Genomic DNA, 18698 nt, shown 5'->3' with positions numbered 1-18698 from the left:
CAATTTGCAAAACAAAATTTTTATTTTGCACTTTTAGACTAACTTATATGCAATTACATACAAACTTTCCAAGCCGGGATAGATTTCTGCGATCACCTCTTTTAACACGGGTAGCGTCATATTTTCTTGGCTAGCATGGTGGTCATTCAGTTCAGACAGCGAAATCGGCTCGATCGAAAGAATCTCAATACGACAAAACAGTCTATCATCCTCAAAAGTCGCCACGTCAACTTGGCTACCGGGAACGTAGTGACTCTCCGCCTCATCTCTAATGGTGATGGTCTTCTTCCCTGATAAGATGTCGCTTTCAAAGCATTCAAAGAACGTAATTTTATTGGGTGTGTTCATGGGTTACCTCCAATCACATTTTACCTTACTTATGATCATGCTTATGTGCAGCAAAACGATTGGCTAGTAATATGTCACTTGCTATCTTTAAGCACAACGTATTTAAGAAACCTTCAGCCCAACAAAGTATGAATATTCACCTAACTTTCACGTGCATTTGCTTCACACTTATCAGCATCCCAATCCTCGCTTCTCCTGAGCGAGGATGGACATTCGATTCTGCCGACAATGGTATTACCATCCATTTCCGAGAACACAGCGATGACTTGGTTGAGGTAAAAGCGCAGATGTTCACCCCAACGACATATGGTGGCTTTCTTCGTCTATTGCAAGATACCGATAAGGTCCCAGAGTGGGTTGATAACGTAAGCGGCAGCGTGGTGGTCAAGCAGATCAGCCCAAGCGAGAATATTGTCTATACGCAGTTCTCCGCACCTTGGCCAGCCAAAGATCGGGATATGCTTACTTACTCAAAGTTTCGTATTGATGCCGAAGGGTTTCGCTTAGAAATTAGCGATGCGCCGCAAGCCATCTTGCCACCACAAGCTGACTATATTCGTATCACATCCGTTCACGCAGTTTGGCAACTGAAAAAATTGACCGATGGCAATACGCATATTGAATACACGGTTTTTGCTGATCCTGCCGGCGCCCTCCCCAATTGGCTGATCAATAAACTTGCCAAAGAGAGCGCACGCACGACTTTTGAGAATCTCAGAGCCCAGCTACCGCACTTTCAAACAGACGAGCACCCCGAGGTTAATGAGTAATCTTTGGTTGACTACCATAAGCGCTCATATGGCAAATAGATCAGGTTTGTTATCGCCAGAGCTAAAATCACGCCAAAGGTCAACATCATTCCTCTGACACGCCAAGGCAGAGTGTCAGATAAAATCGCTCGGGCATGGGCAATACGTCCGACCACAAACAAGACGCCAAGCGCGTGAATCCATACCAACTGCGCGCCATTATACTCGGCCAATGCCATCAAAATTAGCGTGATTGGAATGTATTCCACCGCATTGCTTTGCGCACTTCGGGCAATAATGAGTGCTGGGTGGCCACCATCGGCATATTTGATTTGTCCCGCTTTGCGCTGAGCAATCACCTTAGTCGAGAGCCAAATCATGATGAGTGATAAAATCGCGGCGTAAAGTGCAGTTACCATGCAATATTTCCTTATGTGGTTTGGCACTTCCACCGATTGAAAGCGCCAAACCATTCTTAAGCAGATTCAGCATAAAAATCAACACCGATTCGATAACGGTTTAATATTACCCGCTACTTAACGCTTAACTAAACAGACCGTGTACAAAAGCTTCAATGTCGCTGCGCCGAGTGTTGGGATTGAGAAAAACGGCCTTCTCACCGGGCAGAAATAGACAACGGCCCTGTTCGTCGTAATTGGTTCTCGCCATCGATGTAATCCAGTTGGTTTTCAGTTCACGCCTTTGACGTGAGAGAAAGTGATTACGATGAAAGGTTGCACTGGAAACAATGTTTTCCATATACGCCTTCTGCTTGATCAAACGGCGTTCGCGGTAAAACTGCGCCCGAGCGCTCTCTTTCAGCTGTGGATTGTAAAGACGAAATGTGACACACGGCCCTTGGTTCTCCCCCGATACGACATAGCAGTTCGGCCATTGTGACAGCAAACAGCGCATATAATTGGCATTTTGTAGCCCATGTGCCACCAGCGTTTGGTAACCTTCAAACCCCATACTTGCCAAGGCGGAATAGGCGGAAAACACGCCCACCGCACTGCGCGAGCACTCGATGGTCGCCTGTAGATGAGTGTTATCTCGCTGCTGAGGCTCAAAATAAGAGAAGTAGTTCGGATCTTGTTTCAAAAACTCCATATCTTGGCGTTTTTTAACCAACAATAAGCTCGACGTGTAAGGCACATAGCCCCATTTTTGAAAATCAATGCTGATCGAATCAGCGAATCGCAATCCGTTAATCAATGACGCATGGCCTTCGATGCCATCCAAGGTTGCTGAATTGATGCCAAGTGGATTCTGTGCGAAATCGTAATCACGGAAAAAGAGCAGGCTCCAACCCACTGCCGCATCGACATGAATATGAGGTCGATAAGACAGCGCATATTGACGACAGATCCGCTCACGAGTCAAATAGACTTCTGCCACATCATCAATGGCAAAGGTATCGGTTGTACCAAAAGTCAGTAGAATCGTGGGAATGGCCTTCCCTTCCTGTAAACATTTATCCAGTTGCTTGGCCAAATCCTGAACATCGATTTGGTTATTTTCCCGCAAACGCACTCGAATCAATTGCTCTTCAATATTTACGCCAAGCAAGGAGAGATTAGTCATATTTGAGTAGTGTCCCGCTTGGGAGTTGATAAACGCAAATTGCTTGTCACGAAATCCATGCATGACTGACTCCGGGAAGCATTTACGCAGCCCAAGTAAATAACCATAAAGATTGCAAAACGTTCCTCCTTGAGTAAACAAACCAGTAGCATCTGCCGTATTGTATCCGACCAAATTGGCCATTTGCCGGACGACTACTTTTTCCAGTTCGGTCGCGTTACCAGCGTACTCACTGTAAACCAAGTTAGGATTCGCAATCGTTGCCAACATCGCTCCGTGAATCGCGGGATCACAAGGAGTGGAAATAACGTTTTCCACTGAGGCTGGATCATCCCAATTTTTGGTCGTTGCCGCCGCGTAAAGTGCTAGAGGATCAAAACGAACCAAGGGGTTCACCTGATGAGGAATGACACTCTCACTACTAATTCGGTGACGTAAAGCCAAGTTGTAAGGCGTGAACAAGTTCTTTTTGCTATTAACTAGCTCTTTGATTTCCTTGATTTTATACAATGGCCAAAGGTTGGGGTCGCGGGCAAAAAACTGCCTTAATACACTTTGGTGCCGTTCTGCAAAACGTGCAGACAGGCGATTATGTTTTTCGTCCAACCAAGAATGGGACGTGACTTTATCCATCAGCTTTTCCTCACTTCGAAAGCGTTAAACGGGCCAAACGGCCCGTTCGTTTATTGCAGCTTAAAGTTGGAAACCAGCTTATCGAGTTCATGGTTGGAGTCGGCTAACAGCTCGGTGGCGTTGACCGTCTGGCGACCACTGGCCACCAGCGTATCGACGATGTCGCGGATCGCCAGCATGTTGCGGCTCAACTCGGCAGCCACCGTGCTTTGCTCTTCCGTCGCCGAGGCAATTTGCGTGCTGACATCGTCGATTTCTTTGACCGAATTGCTCATCACATTCAAGCTATTTGAGACTTCTGAGGTTTTATCAGCGGTAGACTGACACTGCTCTTTGGTCTTTTCCATCGAATCGACAACACTGCTAGTACCATCAAGCAATTTCGCCAACATATCTGAAATTTCCGTGGTGCTGTTTTGCGTCCTTGCCGCCAGAGCGCGCACTTCGTCCGCCACCACCGCAAATCCACGACCTTGCTCTCCAGCGCGAGCCGCTTCAATCGCCGCATTCAGTGCCAGCAAATTAGTTTGTTCGGAGATTTCGCCGATCACGTTCAACACTTCACTGATCTTGTTGGCGTCTTTGTTCATGCTGACAATGTGTTTAGACATATCCTCCACATCGCTGACCAAAGCACTCACGGTTTGCACCGCGTTGTTGACAATCACCAGAGATTGCTCGGCTTCTTTGCTCGCACCATCGGTGATGCGGTTAGACTGAATGACATTTTCCGCCACCGAACGAGCACTTTCACTCATCTCGGTAATCGCCGTTACCACTTGATCCGTTTCCGCTGAATGGGTAAGCAAAATTTTCTCGTTGTCTTTCGCTGTCTGGTTCAACTGAACAATGCTGGAAGAGATCGTCTGACTCGCCGCGGAGACTTGCAGCATCATGGACTGCAAACTTTGCACAAAGCGGTTGAACCCTTCACCAATTTGGGCAAGATCGTCGCTTCCTTCAACCGCAAGGCGGGCGGTTAAATCCCCAGAACCTTTTGACAAGTCAAGCACCACTTTTTTAAGTTTCAACAGCGGCTTATACGCTTGCTCTAAGGTAAAGATAATCACGATGGCACTCACTAACAGTAGGATGATCCCCGTTACGAGTGCTTCGCGCTGCGCGTCTCTCACCCCCGCTAGTGCGGTGTCTTGATCAACGAACACCATCAGCGTCCAGTATTTATCCGCCGTCAAATTGACTCGTTGAAAGTAGCCATCAAATTCAATACCGAGATAGGGAAACTGCAAGTGCCCACGGCTTTGTGAGTAAAATGCGGCTCCATTTCCGCAAATACAGGGCTAACTTGTGAAGGTGTACGCCCAATATCACTGGGATCGTCACTGGCAAAGAAGACCGCATTTTGATCCGTCAACGTAGCAGCACCGCCCGCAAAGCGCATGTTGCTTACCATAGCAATAATGTCTGCCAGTGGAATATCGCCAAGCAAAACCCCTTGGAAAACCCCTTTGTCATACAGAGGCATCACCGCGCTGATCACTTTCTCGCCCGTTACTTTATCGGTATAGATTTCCGTCAATCGGACTTGGTCGCCGCTTTTCGCCAGTGAGTACCAGTCGCGACTGACAAAGTCTTGCTGGCCTGTCGTAACGCCATTGCCCTGAGGTAAAGACATGTATGAGCGACCATCATCATAAGCGATGACAACATTGGAAATGCCAGCACTTTCTGCAAGTAGCCGAGCTTGATTGACATTTTGCTCGTCACTTAAGCTTTTCTTGAAATGCTTTGCGCCCATAAATGCTTTGCGCCCATTTCTATCGCACGTAGCTTAGTCTTAACCGCCTGTTGCAGTTCGTCTACGTGGTAATTGAGTTTGTTCTGTGTTTCGCTAACAAGCGAAGAAACCATTTTTTCTTTAAGAGAAAAGATGTTGAGCGTACCGAGCACGGCCAAAGAGACGGCAACCAGTAGCGCAACACTCACGTAAATTCGAGATTTAAAACCTAAATTCATAGCGCCCCCCTGCTGAACAATCAGCAAAGAAAAGTGAAATTCGGGCGTGATCGGTTTTAAAAAGAGCGCGTCATACGACGCAAATTATGCCAAAAACACACCCAGCCAACGCTATAAAGATAGTTATAGATAGTGATAATATGAAAATTATTTTATAAAAAATTAATGCATATTTTTGTATTCTCAGCTCTAAGACAAGTCCATTCCTTGCCAAAGTGCTCCCAACCCACTGACAAAACAGAGCAAGAGTGCAACATAGCGGATCTTCTCTTTTGCCAATGAGTGAGTACTCCATAGAGCAAGACGATAGCCAAACCATGCAGCGGGTATTAGCGGCAAGGTAATTTTCAAGTGATACAGAGTAAAAAATCCCGCTGGGATCTGAATTGTGAGCGAGATAAGCGAGCTAAACACAAAGAAAGCAGACAAATTACCACGTAGTTGGTTGGCCTCTTGATGCTGTAGGAGCAAAGCCATTGGCGGCCCCCCTATACCAGAACTGGTGCCAAATAAGCCTGAAAAAAAACCAGCTACGCTCATTCTTAGCGGTGTTGGCTCTACTCGATAAGGCAATAAGCTCACCGCGACTGCAAACAGCACCAACAAGCCAATCCATAAAGCAAGTACATCAGTGGAAACCAAAACCAATAGAAAACCGCCAGCAACAGAGCCCGGAATACGGCCAATTAGGGCCATTTTCAGCCCGCCAATTTCAACGCTGCTCTTGTGTTTTAGCGCATTGAGGATGGAAATAAACAGAGCCACTAGACAGATTGGGGCAGGAACATATTCGGGAGCGATAATGATAAGTAGCGGCGCAGAAACAATAGCAAGACCAAAGCCAATCGCGGTCTGCACAAATGATCCGACGAAGATCAACAATACCGCCAACAACATCACTTGATCTGGCATAACGATTCCTATTTTTAATGAGACTTTTTATCGATTGTAATGTACACACATCCTCGGCTGAGCTCAAGAGAGGCATATCCCCGGGTATTCTTTACTACAAGAGCAAACGGCCCGAATGAGGATTTGTCACTCATTCTATCTCTTGGGTATATACTTAGCGCAAGTAAGTCATTAGAAGGGATTCGTTATGCAGAAAAGGAATGGTCCATCGCTTTGCCGTTTTGCCGTTTTGCTTTTTTTCTTACTCTTCTATGGCCATTTTTTAGCTTTGCAAATAATGAGACCATCACACGTTCTCTTAAGATATGCGGTGATGGCGTTGACTGGCCACCATACACTTACCTTATGGATGGCAAGGCGGCAGGATATGACGCAGACACGATCGCGGCCCTTTTTAGCCCTTTGGGCATAAAATACCAAATTGAGTTAACGTCTTGGACACGCTGTCTTAAAGCGACCAAAGAAGGCACCGTTGACATCGCTTTAAGCGCTTCGTACAACGCCATTCGAGCCCGGTATTATCACTACACACACGCTTATTATGCTATTACTCCCGTGTATATTTTCGCCCCGCAAAACCACGCCAAAGAACCGGAGATTATCCAAGCTAAAGACATCGACAAATTTCAGACCTGTGGCACCTATGGGTACAGCTATTCCACTTTCGGCATTGATACCGGCCTTATCAAACAAGTTGATGTGTCTCTTCACAAAGCTTTGCAAGCGCTACAACAAAAAGATTGCGATTTGGTGCTGATCTGGAAAGAAGTGTTGGCGGGCTTTAAACATGTCTGGGATATAGATTATCTCAACGATCGCTTTCAAACACGCGACGTACCCGGCGTTACACCTACTCCTATGCACTTTTTAGTGTCTAAGAAGCTTTCCGATGGAGAGATGATCAGAGACTTAATCAATCGACGACTGTATGAGCTTGATACGAACGGAAAGCTTGAACAACTGCGCCAAAAACATCGTTTCTAGTTTTTCCTAACGCAGAGCAACGCCACACCTCCCAAAACAATGACGCGCACTTCCATTGCTTACTAGTGCATAGCACTGCTCTATAAGATATAAATCAAAACATATGACTAGATAAATTTATCATCATAAAATTTGCCCCAGGTCATTCAAACCTCAAGTCGCTCTCGTGCTACAGAGTACTTTTCTGTACATTTCCCAACATAAACTGCAACACTTCCTTTCTATTTTTTATTATTTCGTGGAGATTTCTATGTTGGAACTCTTAATAGGCACTATGGTGACCATCGCCGTCGGTTACTTTATCGTCAAAGGCTACCGAGCATCCGGCGTCCTTTTGACAGCCGGTATTTTGCTACTGATCCTCACCGGCATTTTGGGCCACAAAGTACTCCCAGGCAAAATCGCCTCAACGGGGAACATGCTGACCGACGCTCTGGAATACGTTAAGTTCATGCTGCAAAACCGCGGTGGCGGCCTAGGCATGCAGATCATGCTGCTGTGTGGTTTTGCGTCTTACATGACGCATATTGGTGCAAACAACGTCGTGGTGAAGCAGTTTTCCAAACCACTTTCCGTGATCAAATCCCCTTACGTTCTTTTGGTTGCCGCCTACATTGTCGCGTGTTTGATGTCACTTGCGGTAAGTTCCGCAACGGGTCTGGGTGTGTTACTGATGGCGACTCTTTTCCCGATGATGACCGCAATGGGCATCTCTCGCCCTGCCGCGGCCGCCGTCTGCGCTTCACCAGCTGCTATCATTCTTTCTCCAACCTCAGGCGACGTGGTGATCGCCGCTGAAAAATCAGGCCTAGCGCTAGACGTTTTTGCCGTACAAACCGTTCTGCCAGTCTCAATCTGCGCCATCATTGTTATGGCTATTGCCACTTTCTTCTGGAACAAGTATCTGGATAAGAAAGACAACACACCAATGGAAAAAATTGATGTGTCAGATATTCAAGCTGACGCGCCCGCGTTCTATGCCCTGCTGCCTTTCTTACCGATCATCGGCGTATTTCTGTTTAACGGCCGTACCATTGAAGGACTTGAGCTGGACATCTACACCATCGTGGTGCTGTCGATTTTCATCGGTGCTTTGGTCCATTACGTGGTCAACAAGTTTGATGGCAAAAAGGCGCTAGAAGATATGGACGCGTGCTATGACGGCATGGCTGACGCGTTTAAAGGTGTGGTGATGCTTTTGGTCGCCGCTGGGGTGTTCGCCCAAGGTTTGATGTCCATCGGTGCGATTGACAATCTGCTCCATCTTGCAGAAACCGCAGGCGCAGGTGGTATTGCACTAATGTTCATCCTCACCGCATTAACCGTCGCTGCCGCCATTGCTACTGGCTCTGGCAATGCCCCTTTTTATGCATTCGTTGAACTTGCGCCATCATTGGCGGCCAAAATGGGCATCAACCCGGCGTTCTTGATCATCCCAATGCTTCAAGCCTCTAACTTGGGACGTACCATTTCACCAGTGTCTGGTGTCGTTGTTGCCACTTCTGGCATGGCGCACCTCAGCCCATTTGAAGTAGTAAAACGCACCTCTGTGCCCGTCTTAGCTGGCCTTATCACTGTGATTCTCGGAACCATGGTGCTGGTGCCAATGAGTGCCTAATGCACACTGTAAAAACCAATAAAAACGCCAGCGTGAATGCTGGCGTTCTTTTATCTAACTCATCACCCAGTTAAACCGCTGATGGTCTTCCTGGCGCTTTAGTTCTTTTCTGACGGTAACTGAACCACAGATAAGTAGTGACAATAGAGAAGAACAGATAGGAGAGCGAAAAAATAAATGGCGAGCTAATTATGTCTTGTGATATCCCCCAGCTTACTCCTGCAACCGTCACGACAATTTTCGACAACATGCCGCACAAAAGCAAAAAGACCGCCAGATGCGGGAAGCGCGAGCTTCTAAACGCGAACCAGTAGCAACTACCCACCGCTAAAGACGCAATGTACAGACCCAATAAGAAAGAGTGGATGTGATCAGCTGAAGCGTAACCGGCAGTCAAAGAAAACAGTAAAATTAGGAAAATCTTCATAAACACCTCGCTATAAACAGCTTAAAAAGCATCCTTTCATATTTGAAATCTCAGTTCTCTCTATATTTTGCCAAAGCAAAATAAGAGATCAAGAGGGGGATTCTGAGCAAAGTGTGTACAAAGGTTACTTACGGTGTTTGATTTTACAAGCAGTTAACAAGATGATTTTGCAAAATCCTTTCCCTCTCTTGCTCGGCACAAAAGTCGCGATTTTTGCAAGGTTTTGTTACGTATATTTAACATTGGAAATTATTTTTCTTTTTTCTCTACATGTGAAGTAAGTACCATATTAATTGGAATAGAGCACTCACGCCTTGCAGCAAAGGCCCCCTTCTCTCATGCGCTTACAGATCGAAAACATTTTTTCATCATTAACATAAACTCTGTAACAACACTTTTTTAACTTATAAAAATAATTTTATCTGTCAGCCTGAAAAGGGATTCCAATCACATTTGGATTGGTTATAATCCGCGCTCTTTGCGCGATGAGTTGAAAAACGCAAACTTATTTTTAACTTAAGCACCCTTTCATTTGTCCCCTCTTAGCGTTAGCTCGGAGGCAACACAGAGAACAAACATGAGCAAGATGGATAAAGCTAAGCGTATTCTGCTAGCGGGATTCTGTATCAACCTTTGTCTCGGCATCTTGTATGCCTGGAGCGTCTTCAACAAAGCCCTTGTCACCGATTTTGGTTGGAGCGCCGCAGACGCGTCTTCTCCTTATGCAATTGCAACCATCACCTTCTCTGTTTGTCTTTTGGTTGCTGGCATTCTGCAAGATCGCATGGGCCCACGTAAGATACTGATTTTAGGTACAACTTTGACCGGCCTTGGCATGATTGCTTCCGGTTTTGCTTCTTCCGTTTTGATGCTCAACATCACCTTTGGCATCATTACCGGTGCGGGTATCGGTTTTGGCTACGCGTGCCTTTCTCCATCGGCGATGAAATGGTTCCATGCATCGAAGAAAGGTCTGGTGAATGGCCTTATCGCGGCCGGTTTCGGTCTGGCAGCGATTTATCTAGCGCCGCTGACTTCTTACCTGATTGGCCAGCTCGGTATTCAAACCAGCTTTATGATTTTGGGAGCTGGCGTCTTAGCTATTGCGGTACCACTTGCCTGTACTATCAACAACCCACCAAGCGGTTATGTCCCTGAAGAACCCAAAGTAAAGCAAGGCCAAGCGCCAAAAACGGTGAAAACAGCGGCCAATATCAGTTGGAAAGGCATGCTTAAAACGCCACAGTTTTACGCTCTTTGGATCATGTATGCATTTGCGGCGTCTGTCGGTTTGATGATCATCGGTAACATCACCAATATCGCCAGTGTGCAAGCCAATCTGCCTAATGCCGTTTACCTTGCTTCGATTCTGGCGATTTTCAACTCAGGTGGTCGAGTGGCTGCGGGGATCTTATCCGACAAAATTGGTGGTGTTCGCACCCTATTACTCGCGTTTGTGCTGCAAGGCATCAACATGGTGCTCTTCGCTACGTTCGACTCAGAGCTCACACTGATCATCGGCACAGCCATTGCCGCGGTAGGCTATGGCACTTTGCTTGCTGTGTTCCCTTCCATCACGGCTGAGTATTATGGCCTGAAAAACTACGGCACCAACTATGGCGTGCTTTACACCTCGTGGGGCATTGGCGGCGCTATCGGCGCAGCGGTTGTCGGCTACTCAATGACTCATGGCGGCGGTTATGGCTTGGCTTACACTATTTCTTCCGTGATGATGGCCGTATGTATTGTTCTGGCTTTCATTACCAAGCCAGTGAGCGAAGCAAAAGCGGCAGAGTTACAGGCCAGCGCATAATTGCCCATTGATTGAATGCAGAAAAGGCTTACCCTATAAGGTAAGCCTTTTTTATTTAAATGAGTTATGGATAGCAGCATCGAACTTGCCCCAGATTACTATCTGGGAAACTTTTGTAAATTGACTCACCACGCCATTCACTGGTATTCCGATTTACTCACCAAAGAGGAGTTAGATTGGCATACGCGATTTGAGCAACTCAGCAAACCCGCTCAATGTCTACTTGTTCGTCTATACAGTCGCAAAGGCTGTTGGTTTCGTAGCGATAAACTGAACTACGCAGAAATTCCCGACCTTGCGCAAGCTTTAGATGAACTAAACCAAGCCACATTTATCGAGTTAAACCCCAAAGTTAGCCATCAAGAACTGGCTACCCACTTATTGACCAAACCGGAACTGTTCACTCTCTACCCTGCACTGCCACGAGCTTTGAGTAAACAAGCACTCGTGGAAAAGCTGGAAGATGGTGAGTTTCATGCGTTTAACTTACTGAGTTTTTCTATCATTAAACTCAATGCCGCTCAGATGATTGATGTTTTGCTTACGCTTTTCTTCGCCAACTTCCATCAAGATCTGACCCAATTTGTGCTGGATGATTTGGGATTGCATCAATTTGAACAGTATCAGCTCAGTGAACAGCGACGTTTTTTCGAACATCGAGAGCAAATCGATCGCTTAATTGAGCTTAACCAACTCGCCAATCTCTACTGGCAGAGCGATCGTAAACAGAAAACCAATCTGGATTTTTTGCTGGCAGCACTACCAGAGCCTGTTCAACATCACTACGTAGAGCGAAAACGGCAACACTTACTCAACGACATTGCCCGGGATTACGAGCGCTTGGGTGAACTTGATCTCGCGTTGTCACTGTTTAAGCAATCCTTATTACCACCAAGTAGAGAACGCCAGGCGAGGATTTACGACAAGCAAGAACAGAATGAGGCATTTAGTGACATTGTCACCAAGATGCTAGAGCAGCCCATTGATATCTCTGAGCTGGAAATTGCTGAAAAGTTAATGCAGCGAGTAAAACGTAAACAAGGTTTAAAAATCGCTAGGAAGGTGAAACCTACGTTTCAAGAACATCGCCTGGAACTAAACCTATCCCAGCAGCGGGTAGAATTGGCGGTCAAAAGTTATTTTGAAGATCAAGGTTGGACGGTATTTTACACGGAAAATGCTCTGCTTAACGGTCTGCTCGGTTTGACACTGTGGCCTGCGATTTTCGCCCCTATTGAGGGCGCATTTATCAATCCCTATCAACATCGCCCGCTGGATCTCTACCACGCTGATTTTGTCCGCAAGCGCCAAGTTCTGATTGATAAGGTGCTCGAACAGATAAAAAATGGCGATTTTTCGGCTCTTTTTACCACTTATGAGCACAAAGTGGGGATCGCTAATCCACTAGTCAACTGGAGTGTGTTCAGTCACGAGCTTCTACAACAGGCAACACAGAGCATTCCAGCAGCAATGCTGTACGAGCTTTTTTGTGTTCAACTGAGTGACTTAAAACTGTATCGCAATGGCATGCCCGACTTAGTGGCATTTAAAGATGGGCAGTTCGAGTGGATTGAAGTCAAAGGACCTGGGGATAAACTGCAAGACAATCAGTGGCGATGGATAAACGAGTTTCAACGTTTAAACGTGCCCTTTTCTGTTTGCTATGTGAATCAATAAAATATGTGAATAAAAAAGAAGCCCTGCTCAATTAGCAAGGCTTCTGTTGCTTTTAAAGCTGTCTCACCACTCGGAATCCAGCAAAGTTAGCGGCCGAAGAAGGAGCGATAAACAACTGAGATTCGGCTTTGGCCTTTTCTGGAGAGAAGCTCCACGCTCCGCCTTTCAAGAGTCCTTTCGTATCGGACGTCCATTCCCAAACGTTGCCAACCACATCGTAAAGACCAAAAGCGTTTGGCGCGAAGCTTTTCACTGGTGACGAACTATTGTTAGACCAAGGCGTGCCACCCCAACCAGTATTTGCTTGACCAACACCAAATGCTTCACCCCACCAGTACGCTTTTTCTGAACCTGCACGGGCGGCGATTTCCCATTCATCTTCGCTCGGTAAACGGTAGAAATAGCCGGTTTTATCCGACAACCAATTAACGTACGCTTGGGCATCATTTTGGCTCACACACACCACCGGAGAGTTATCCTGCTGACTAAAACCCGGGTCACGCCAATATTTATTGGCGACAGGAGTAATCGCAGCTTGCTCAATTCGCGTACAAACTTTTTGTAGCTCTGCATCGGTTTGGTAGTTGGTTTGATCTACAAAAGCGCGAAATTGCGCCACCGTGACTGGCGTTGTGCTGATCGAGAAACCTCGTGAGAGCTTGACTTGTTTGCCTGCTCGCTCACCGATCATATAAGTGCCCTGTGTCACCACCACCATCTCAGGTGCAGCCGAGTGCTTACCGATATTATCCGCAAAGGTTTCTCCCGGCTTCGCCACGTTTTGCTTTGCTACTAACTCAGCGCGCAATGTTTGATCGCCATTAATCACCACCAACTGATCAAAAGCAACATAGCCTTCTTTCTCGATTTGAATATGATGTTGGCCAACAGGCAGCATCACTTCAGCTGGCGTCGAACCGTAACGTACACCATCGATGATCAATTGATCATCGTATTGATTTGAGCGAATCACCACTGAATGCCAGGCGGTTTCCTTGATATTTTCTGGTTCAGACGCTTGGCTGGGCGCAAAACAGTATTTGGAGTCAATATCGAGCAGTTTGCACGGCGCATTTTCCGCTGGTCTGGCGTTTAACGTTACCTTAAGCACCGAACTATACTGGTTTTCACCAAGGAATTCTGCTTTCGACACCTGCTGTTGCAACACATGAATGTTCAACGTGGCTTGCGCTTGATTCTGTTTGGCCAACTTAGATTCCGTTGTTCCTTCAAGTAGCGCACTTTGATACTGTCTGACCGCTTTTTGGAGCGCTAATGTGTTGGTTTGCTTAGCACATTGTTCCAGCGTCATATCAGTTTTACAGCTGTTGACGTAAGCCACAGTCTGCTCGCCTTTTTGGCTAATTTCACTGCGAATGGTTGCAACACGAGCGCGCTGGCGATCTTCTTTCAAATTGGCAATTTTTTGCTCGATAGCGAGTTTTTCCGCTTTAAGTGCTTGTAGCTCGGCGGCAAAAGTCTCTTCCTGCTGCTGAGAGTCCAACCGCTACTGCTGGTTCTGTTTCACCTTGGCCCAAGCGGCTTGATACGCATTTTGCGACGGAGCCAGATCAAAATCCGGTTCATCACTAACTCGTGCATAATCTTTGGCAAGTTGCGCTTTCGCATTTTGCAAACGTGAGCTTAGCTCTTTGCCCTGCGCTTCGAGTCGGCTCGTTTGTTCTTGCTGATTATTCAGCTCATTTTGCTTAGAAAATATCTTCTTCTCTGCTTCATTAAGCAGCGTGTTTTGTGAGAACAGCGCATCTTCCACGGCAATAACAGAAACGGTTTCTTTCTGAGCCATTGCAGGAGTGCCAAAGACCACGGGAATGATCGCCAGAGTCAGTGCAGATAAAACTAAACGCATGATAAATACTTCAATAAGACCACAACAAAACGCTATTCCACCAGAAACAGCCGTGCAACAAAAAAAGCAAAAGCAGGGGTTAACCCTGCTTATCTTCTACCAGCTTAACCCAAACCGTATCGGTTCCACCAATATAGATTTCGCGGTTATAGGTTTGGTATCCAGGTTTAGATACGGTGAAGCGATGTTTACCTTTAGGTAGCAATAACTCGACAGGTGTACTGCCGTAACTTACCCCGTTGATGGTCACCGCATCATTATACTGATCGGAGCGAACCGTCACCGTTACCCAGTCTTTCTTCTCTTGTTTGGTAGAGGTGCTACTGTTTGATAAGCAGTAACGGCTCGACACTGCCAATAACTGACAAGCAGCGGATGGATCTGGCTTGGCCTGCAACTGCGCCTGAATGTGCGTGGTGTAAGCACCATTGCCGGAAAAACCACTTTCTATTGTTTGACTTTCCTGCACATGAATATTCAGTTGTACACCTTGCAGGTTCTGTTTGGCTAACGCTGACTCAGTTAAGCGGTCTAAAAGTTTGTCTTTAAACGTGTTTACCGCTTTCTGTTTAGTCAGATACTTACTTTGGCCGATACACTCACCAATCGTCATGGTTGAAGAACAGGTTGCGGTGTAGCGCGTTTCCAGCACTGAACTTTCACGCAATTCGGCCTCCAGACGTTTAACGCGGGCTTCAACTCTGGCTTCCTGCAAATTGGTGTATTCGCTATTTAAACGAGCAAGTTTTTGCTTTTGTTGAGAAAGGCGTGATTCGCTCTCAACAATGTTCTGCTCACTTTTTAACTTCTCAGATTGGTTCTGTTTCACCGCTTCCCAAGATTCTTGATATTTCTTTTGGAAAGAGACCAAATCTGTATCAGGGTCTTCAAGCAGGCGAGCATACTGTTTGTCTAGGGCCGCTTTGGCGCGATTGCGCTTCGCTTCTAGCTCTTCCCCTTCTCTTTGAATGCGAACATTGTCATTCTTCAGCCCCTTTAGTTGGCTGCTCTCGACAGCGTATTGCTCTTCAAGAGCTTTGATTTCCTGCTGTTTGATATCCAGTTTTTCATCAACCGCTGAAACAGGATCGGCCTGAATCACATCTTCTGCCATCGCCGAAGATGTCCAGGAAAAACTTAGCGCAAGCAAAAGCGCTGGGATTGGACGTTTGATCATAGTTCCCTGCTCAAATAACGTTACATTCTGTACGCACAAAACGAGGAGATTACCCCTCGTTAAACTAAAACACCTCAACTCGTACACAGACCCGCATCTGCATGGAGAAGAGATCCAGGCGACCTAATTTTTTATTTGAAACGGTCATCTGAAAAATCATTGTATATCAATCCTGTTGAGAATATTGTTTCCAAAGTCCTAACTGAATCACACTTTTGAGCTAATTGCATAATTTTCGCCCATTTTTCTCTACTAGTTCGACACACAGAGGGCGTACCCACTTGTTTACAATAAGAAAACAAGTGAATAGTAAATAAGTTAACTTGCTCGAACTTAAGTAAAAAGTCTCATAGCTGCCGGGATTTAACCGCAATTTTTATCTCAGTCGATGACTAAAATGAACCTGACTAACCCCTGCTGTTGAGCTGATTATTAAAATCCAATATGTCTTCTGTTTTGTCAATCCATCCCTCAACGTGATGTGATTATCCATGGGTTTAATTTGTTGTCAGGCGCGGCATCTGCTTTAATTGTGGTTATGTGATTTTTCCAGAATAAACAAATGAAATTACGGACATTTCTCCTACTATTTTTCACCACCCTGTTTGCAGGTTGTGCCACTTATGCTGGTCTTAACTATGACCAGTTATTTGGCAAAGCCGAGGTCAGAGAGCGCATCTCCCCGAACGCCTCCGTGCCAGCCGATTTTTTCCTCCAGCAAGTCAAACCGATCTTGGATAATCGCTGCGTCGTTTGTCACGCCTGCTACGATGCCCCTTGTCAGCTAAAACTTTCTTCTGTTGAAGGCATCGATAGAGGGGCTAGCAAGGCACTGGTTTATCAAGGAACTCGATTAACTGCCTCGGCGCCGACTCGCTTATTTGAGGATGCCGAAACCACGCAGCAGTGGCGCGAAGCCAGCTTCCATCCGGTGTTGAATGAACGTGAGCAAACGGGCGTCGCCAACCTTGAAGCGGGCTTGGTTGCCCGTCTATTGCAGCAAAAAGAACGCCACCCTTTGCCGCAGCAAGACCAGTTAACCGGGTTTGATTTTTCGATTGATCGAGAACAAACCTGCCCGACGATCGAAGAATACGCTCAGTACGAAAGAGATCACCCCACTTGGGGGATGCCCTTTGGCATGCCAAACCTGTCAGCGGATGAGTACCAGACTTTGATGGTATGGCTTGAAAATGGCGCCATCATGAACGAACCGCTCCCTCTTAGTAACGCGCAGGCTGGCGAGATCACGCGTTATGAGCAGTTGCTCAACCAAAATTCACCTAAGAATCAACTCGCCGCACGATACATTTACGAACATCTGTTTCTCTCGCACCTCTATTTCTCTGAGCTTGAGGGCGCGCCACGTTTCTTTACCTTAGTGCGTTCGTCCACCCCTCCCGGAGAGCCAGTGAAACGCATCGCGACACGACGTCCATACGACGATCCTGGCGTAGAGCGCGTCTACTATCGCATCATCCCAGAGCAAGGGTCGATTGTAGATAAAACCCACATGCCATTTGCGTTAAACAGCAAGCGAATTTCAGACTGGAAAGCGTGGTTTATTGACGCCGATTACCACGTCGCACAATTGCCTAGCTATGATCCCGATGTGGCCGCCAATCCCATGACCGCATTTATCGATCTGCCGGTAAAATCGCGCTTTAAGTTCATGTTAGACAACGCGCAAAATACCATTATGGCCTACATCAAAGGCCCTGTGTGCCGTGGTCAGTTAGCCCTGAATGTCATCAATGACCGCTTTTGGGTATTCTTCCTCGATCCTGATAAAGCGGACATGCCACAAGTTAATGAGTTCTATCGCTCGCAGGCAGACAACCTAAAACTGCCCGCAGAGCTAGAAAGTAATGCGCTTCCCGTAACGAACTGGGTCAAGTACTCGGTGCAGCAAGCTCGTTATTTAGAAGCAAAATCAGAGTTCATCAATCATTGGTTCAAAAATGGCACTCACTTGACCACCGATATCATTTGGGACGGCAATGGAGAAAACGCCAACGCTGCTTTAACGGTATTTCGCCATTTCGACAGTGCATCCGTGGTACAGGGATTAGTCGGTGAAAAGCCGAAAACTGCTTGGGTGCTCGATTACGCGCTACTGGAGCGCATCCACTACCTTTTAGTCGCAGGGTTCGATGTGTATGGCAACTTCGGTCACCAACTGATAACTCGAATGTTTATGGACTTCTTGCGTTTGGAAGGCGAAAGCAACTTTATTGCTTTGTTACCTGCACAGATGCGTCACGTTGAGCACTCAAGTTGGTATCAACAACAAAGCCCACAACTGAGTGATTTCCTACAACGAAACATCACGCCTTTCAACCAACCGACGAGCGTGGTCTACCATACCGACGATCCTAAGTCCGAACTGTGCGATATTTTGCGCCATCAAGTGAGTGCGGTACTCAATGACCGCTATGAGATCGTTGATACTGGGCTTAGCAAGAGTAACGAAGCTTTACTGAACTCGCTCAATCAGGTCAAAGGCGAAGCGCTAGGGCCAGCTGCACAAATCAGTATGTTGATGGTGACATCGCACTCAGGCAAAGAGCAACTGTTTACCTTGCTGAAAAATAACGCTCACGTGAACATCTCTAGCTTATTTAGCGAAGATAAAAACCGCGATCCTGCGAATGACGATCTCACTATCGTGCGTGGCGTGCTAGGCAGTTATCCTGCGGCGTTTTTTGTCATCAATGAAGCACAGGTCATCGATTTCGTTCAATCATTGAAATCGATACGCAGCGAAGAGGATTACCTTAAGTTATTGGATAAATTCGCTATTCGCCGTAGTTCGACGCAATTTTGGCCGACCAGTGACAAAGTGCATCAATGGTATCGCAACGATCAACCGATCGAATTTGGTTTACTCGACTATAATCGTTTTGAAAACCGATGAAGCAATCGAGTC

The 18698-nt window shown here is 46.5% G+C and carries 12 protein-coding genes and 2 pseudogenes; 6 read left to right on the top strand and 8 right to left on the bottom strand.

Annotated features, from left to right (window positions below; genetic code table 11):
- Positions 1–33: 33 nt before the first annotated feature.
- Positions 34–348: a N(4)-acetylcytidine aminohydrolase gene (gene yqfB, locus EA26_RS10765; protein WP_039427378.1), complete on the bottom strand. Its 315-nt coding sequence runs from the start codon at positions 346–348 to the stop codon at positions 34–36.
- 128 nt (positions 349–476) lie between these two features.
- On the opposite strand from yqfB, the gene EA26_RS10760 reads away from it, so the two are divergent.
- The gene (locus tag EA26_RS10760) at positions 477–1118 is read left to right on the top strand and encodes an START domain-containing protein (protein WP_039429011.1); all 642 of its coding nucleotides are present in this window, start codon (positions 477–479) and stop codon (positions 1116–1118) included.
- 11 nt (positions 1119–1129) lie between these two features.
- On the opposite strand, the gene EA26_RS10755 is transcribed toward EA26_RS10760, so the two are convergent.
- The 4 genes and pseudogenes from EA26_RS10755 to EA26_RS10740 form a co-directional block, all read right to left on the bottom strand.
- Positions 1130–1516 (bottom strand): MAPEG family protein, encoded by a 387-nt coding sequence (locus EA26_RS10755; protein ID WP_039427377.1) that lies wholly within the window; start codon positions 1514–1516, stop codon positions 1130–1132.
- 124 nt (positions 1517–1640) lie between these two features.
- Positions 1641–3314 (bottom strand): pyridoxal phosphate-dependent decarboxylase family protein, encoded by a 1674-nt coding sequence (locus EA26_RS10750; protein ID WP_039427375.1) that lies wholly within the window; start codon positions 3312–3314, stop codon positions 1641–1643.
- A 50-nt stretch (positions 3315–3364) separates the two neighbouring features.
- Positions 3365–5291: pseudogene (locus EA26_RS10745) on the bottom strand (methyl-accepting chemotaxis protein).
- A 189-nt stretch (positions 5292–5480) separates the two neighbouring features.
- Positions 5481–6203, bottom strand: a complete 723-nt coding sequence (locus tag EA26_RS10740) for a sulfite exporter TauE/SafE family protein (protein WP_039427374.1) — start codon at positions 6201–6203, stop codon at positions 5481–5483.
- A gap of 123 nt (positions 6204–6326) precedes the next feature.
- Between EA26_RS10740 and EA26_RS10735 the strand changes: the two genes are divergently transcribed.
- Both EA26_RS10735 and dcuC read left to right on the top strand, forming a co-directional pair.
- Complete coding sequence (locus tag EA26_RS10735) at positions 6327–7187, top strand: substrate-binding periplasmic protein (protein WP_160173456.1); 861 nt, start codon at positions 6327–6329, stop codon at positions 7185–7187.
- A 250-nt stretch (positions 7188–7437) separates the two neighbouring features.
- Positions 7438–8805, top strand: coding sequence for an anaerobic C4-dicarboxylate transporter DcuC (gene dcuC / locus EA26_RS10730; protein ID WP_039427371.1), 1368 nt, complete (start codon positions 7438–7440; stop codon positions 8803–8805).
- A 70-nt stretch (positions 8806–8875) separates the two neighbouring features.
- On the opposite strand, the gene EA26_RS20455 is transcribed toward dcuC, so the two are convergent.
- Positions 8876–9232 (bottom strand): hypothetical protein, encoded by a 357-nt coding sequence (locus EA26_RS20455; RefSeq protein WP_039436959.1) that lies wholly within the window; start codon positions 9230–9232, stop codon positions 8876–8878.
- 577 nt (positions 9233–9809) lie between these two features.
- Between EA26_RS20455 and EA26_RS10725 the strand changes: the two genes are divergently transcribed.
- Together EA26_RS10725 and EA26_RS10720 are read left to right on the top strand one after the other, a co-directional pair.
- Positions 9810–11045, top strand: a complete 1236-nt coding sequence (locus EA26_RS10725) for an L-lactate MFS transporter (RefSeq protein ID WP_039427370.1) — start codon at positions 9810–9812, stop codon at positions 11043–11045.
- Between the two features lie 66 nt (positions 11046–11111).
- On the top strand, positions 11112–12722 hold the full coding sequence (locus EA26_RS10720) for a VRR-NUC domain-containing protein (protein WP_039427369.1): 1611 nt from the start codon (positions 11112–11114) through the stop codon (positions 12720–12722).
- Between the two features lie 52 nt (positions 12723–12774).
- On the opposite strand, the pseudogene EA26_RS10715 reads toward EA26_RS10720, so the two are convergent.
- Together EA26_RS10715 and EA26_RS10710 are read right to left on the bottom strand one after the other, a co-directional pair.
- Positions 12775–14592 (bottom strand): annotated as a pseudogene (locus EA26_RS10715) (SUMF1/EgtB/PvdO family nonheme iron enzyme).
- Positions 14593–14671: 79 nt separating this feature from the next.
- On the bottom strand, positions 14672–15769 hold the full coding sequence (locus tag EA26_RS10710) for a PEGA domain-containing protein (RefSeq protein WP_039427368.1): 1098 nt from the start codon (positions 15767–15769) through the stop codon (positions 14672–14674).
- Between the two features lie 562 nt (positions 15770–16331).
- Here EA26_RS10710 and EA26_RS10705 point away from each other — a divergent pair.
- Positions 16332–18686: a fatty acid cis/trans isomerase gene (locus EA26_RS10705; protein WP_039427367.1), complete on the top strand. Its 2355-nt coding sequence runs from the start codon at positions 16332–16334 to the stop codon at positions 18684–18686.
- Positions 18687–18698 lie beyond the last annotated feature (12 nt).

It is taken from the genome of Vibrio navarrensis (genome assembly GCF_000764325.1).
GTDB lineage: Bacteria > Pseudomonadota > Gammaproteobacteria > Enterobacterales > Vibrionaceae > Vibrio > Vibrio navarrensis.
This window is presented reverse-complemented; position numbering and strand designations above follow the sequence as displayed.

Coding starts and splice junctions, on each gene's coding strand:
- EA26_RS10740 (WP_039427374.1), bottom strand. CDS start 6,203: ATGCCAGATCAAGTGATGTTGTTGGCGGTATTGTTGATCTTCGTCGGA.
- EA26_RS10755 (WP_039427377.1), bottom strand. CDS start 1,516: ATGGTAACTGCACTTTACGCCGCGATTTTATCACTCATCATGATTTGG.
- EA26_RS10705 (WP_039427367.1), top strand. CDS start 16,332: ATGAAATTACGGACATTTCTCCTACTATTTTTCACCACCCTGTTTGCA.
- EA26_RS10750 (WP_039427375.1), bottom strand. CDS start 3,314: ATGGATAAAGTCACGTCCCATTCTTGGTTGGACGAAAAACATAATCGC.
- EA26_RS20455 (WP_039436959.1), bottom strand. CDS start 9,232: ATGAAGATTTTCCTAATTTTACTGTTTTCTTTGACTGCCGGTTACGCT.
- dcuC (WP_039427371.1), top strand. CDS start 7,438: ATGTTGGAACTCTTAATAGGCACTATGGTGACCATCGCCGTCGGTTAC.
- EA26_RS10710 (WP_039427368.1), bottom strand. CDS start 15,769: ATGATCAAACGTCCAATCCCAGCGCTTTTGCTTGCGCTAAGTTTTTCC.
- EA26_RS10725 (WP_039427370.1), top strand. CDS start 9,810: ATGAGCAAGATGGATAAAGCTAAGCGTATTCTGCTAGCGGGATTCTGT.
- EA26_RS10720 (WP_039427369.1), top strand. CDS start 11,112: ATGGATAGCAGCATCGAACTTGCCCCAGATTACTATCTGGGAAACTTT.
- yqfB (WP_039427378.1), bottom strand. CDS start 348: ATGAACACACCCAATAAAATTACGTTCTTTGAATGCTTTGAAAGCGAC.
- EA26_RS10760 (WP_039429011.1), top strand. CDS start 477: ATGAATATTCACCTAACTTTCACGTGCATTTGCTTCACACTTATCAGC.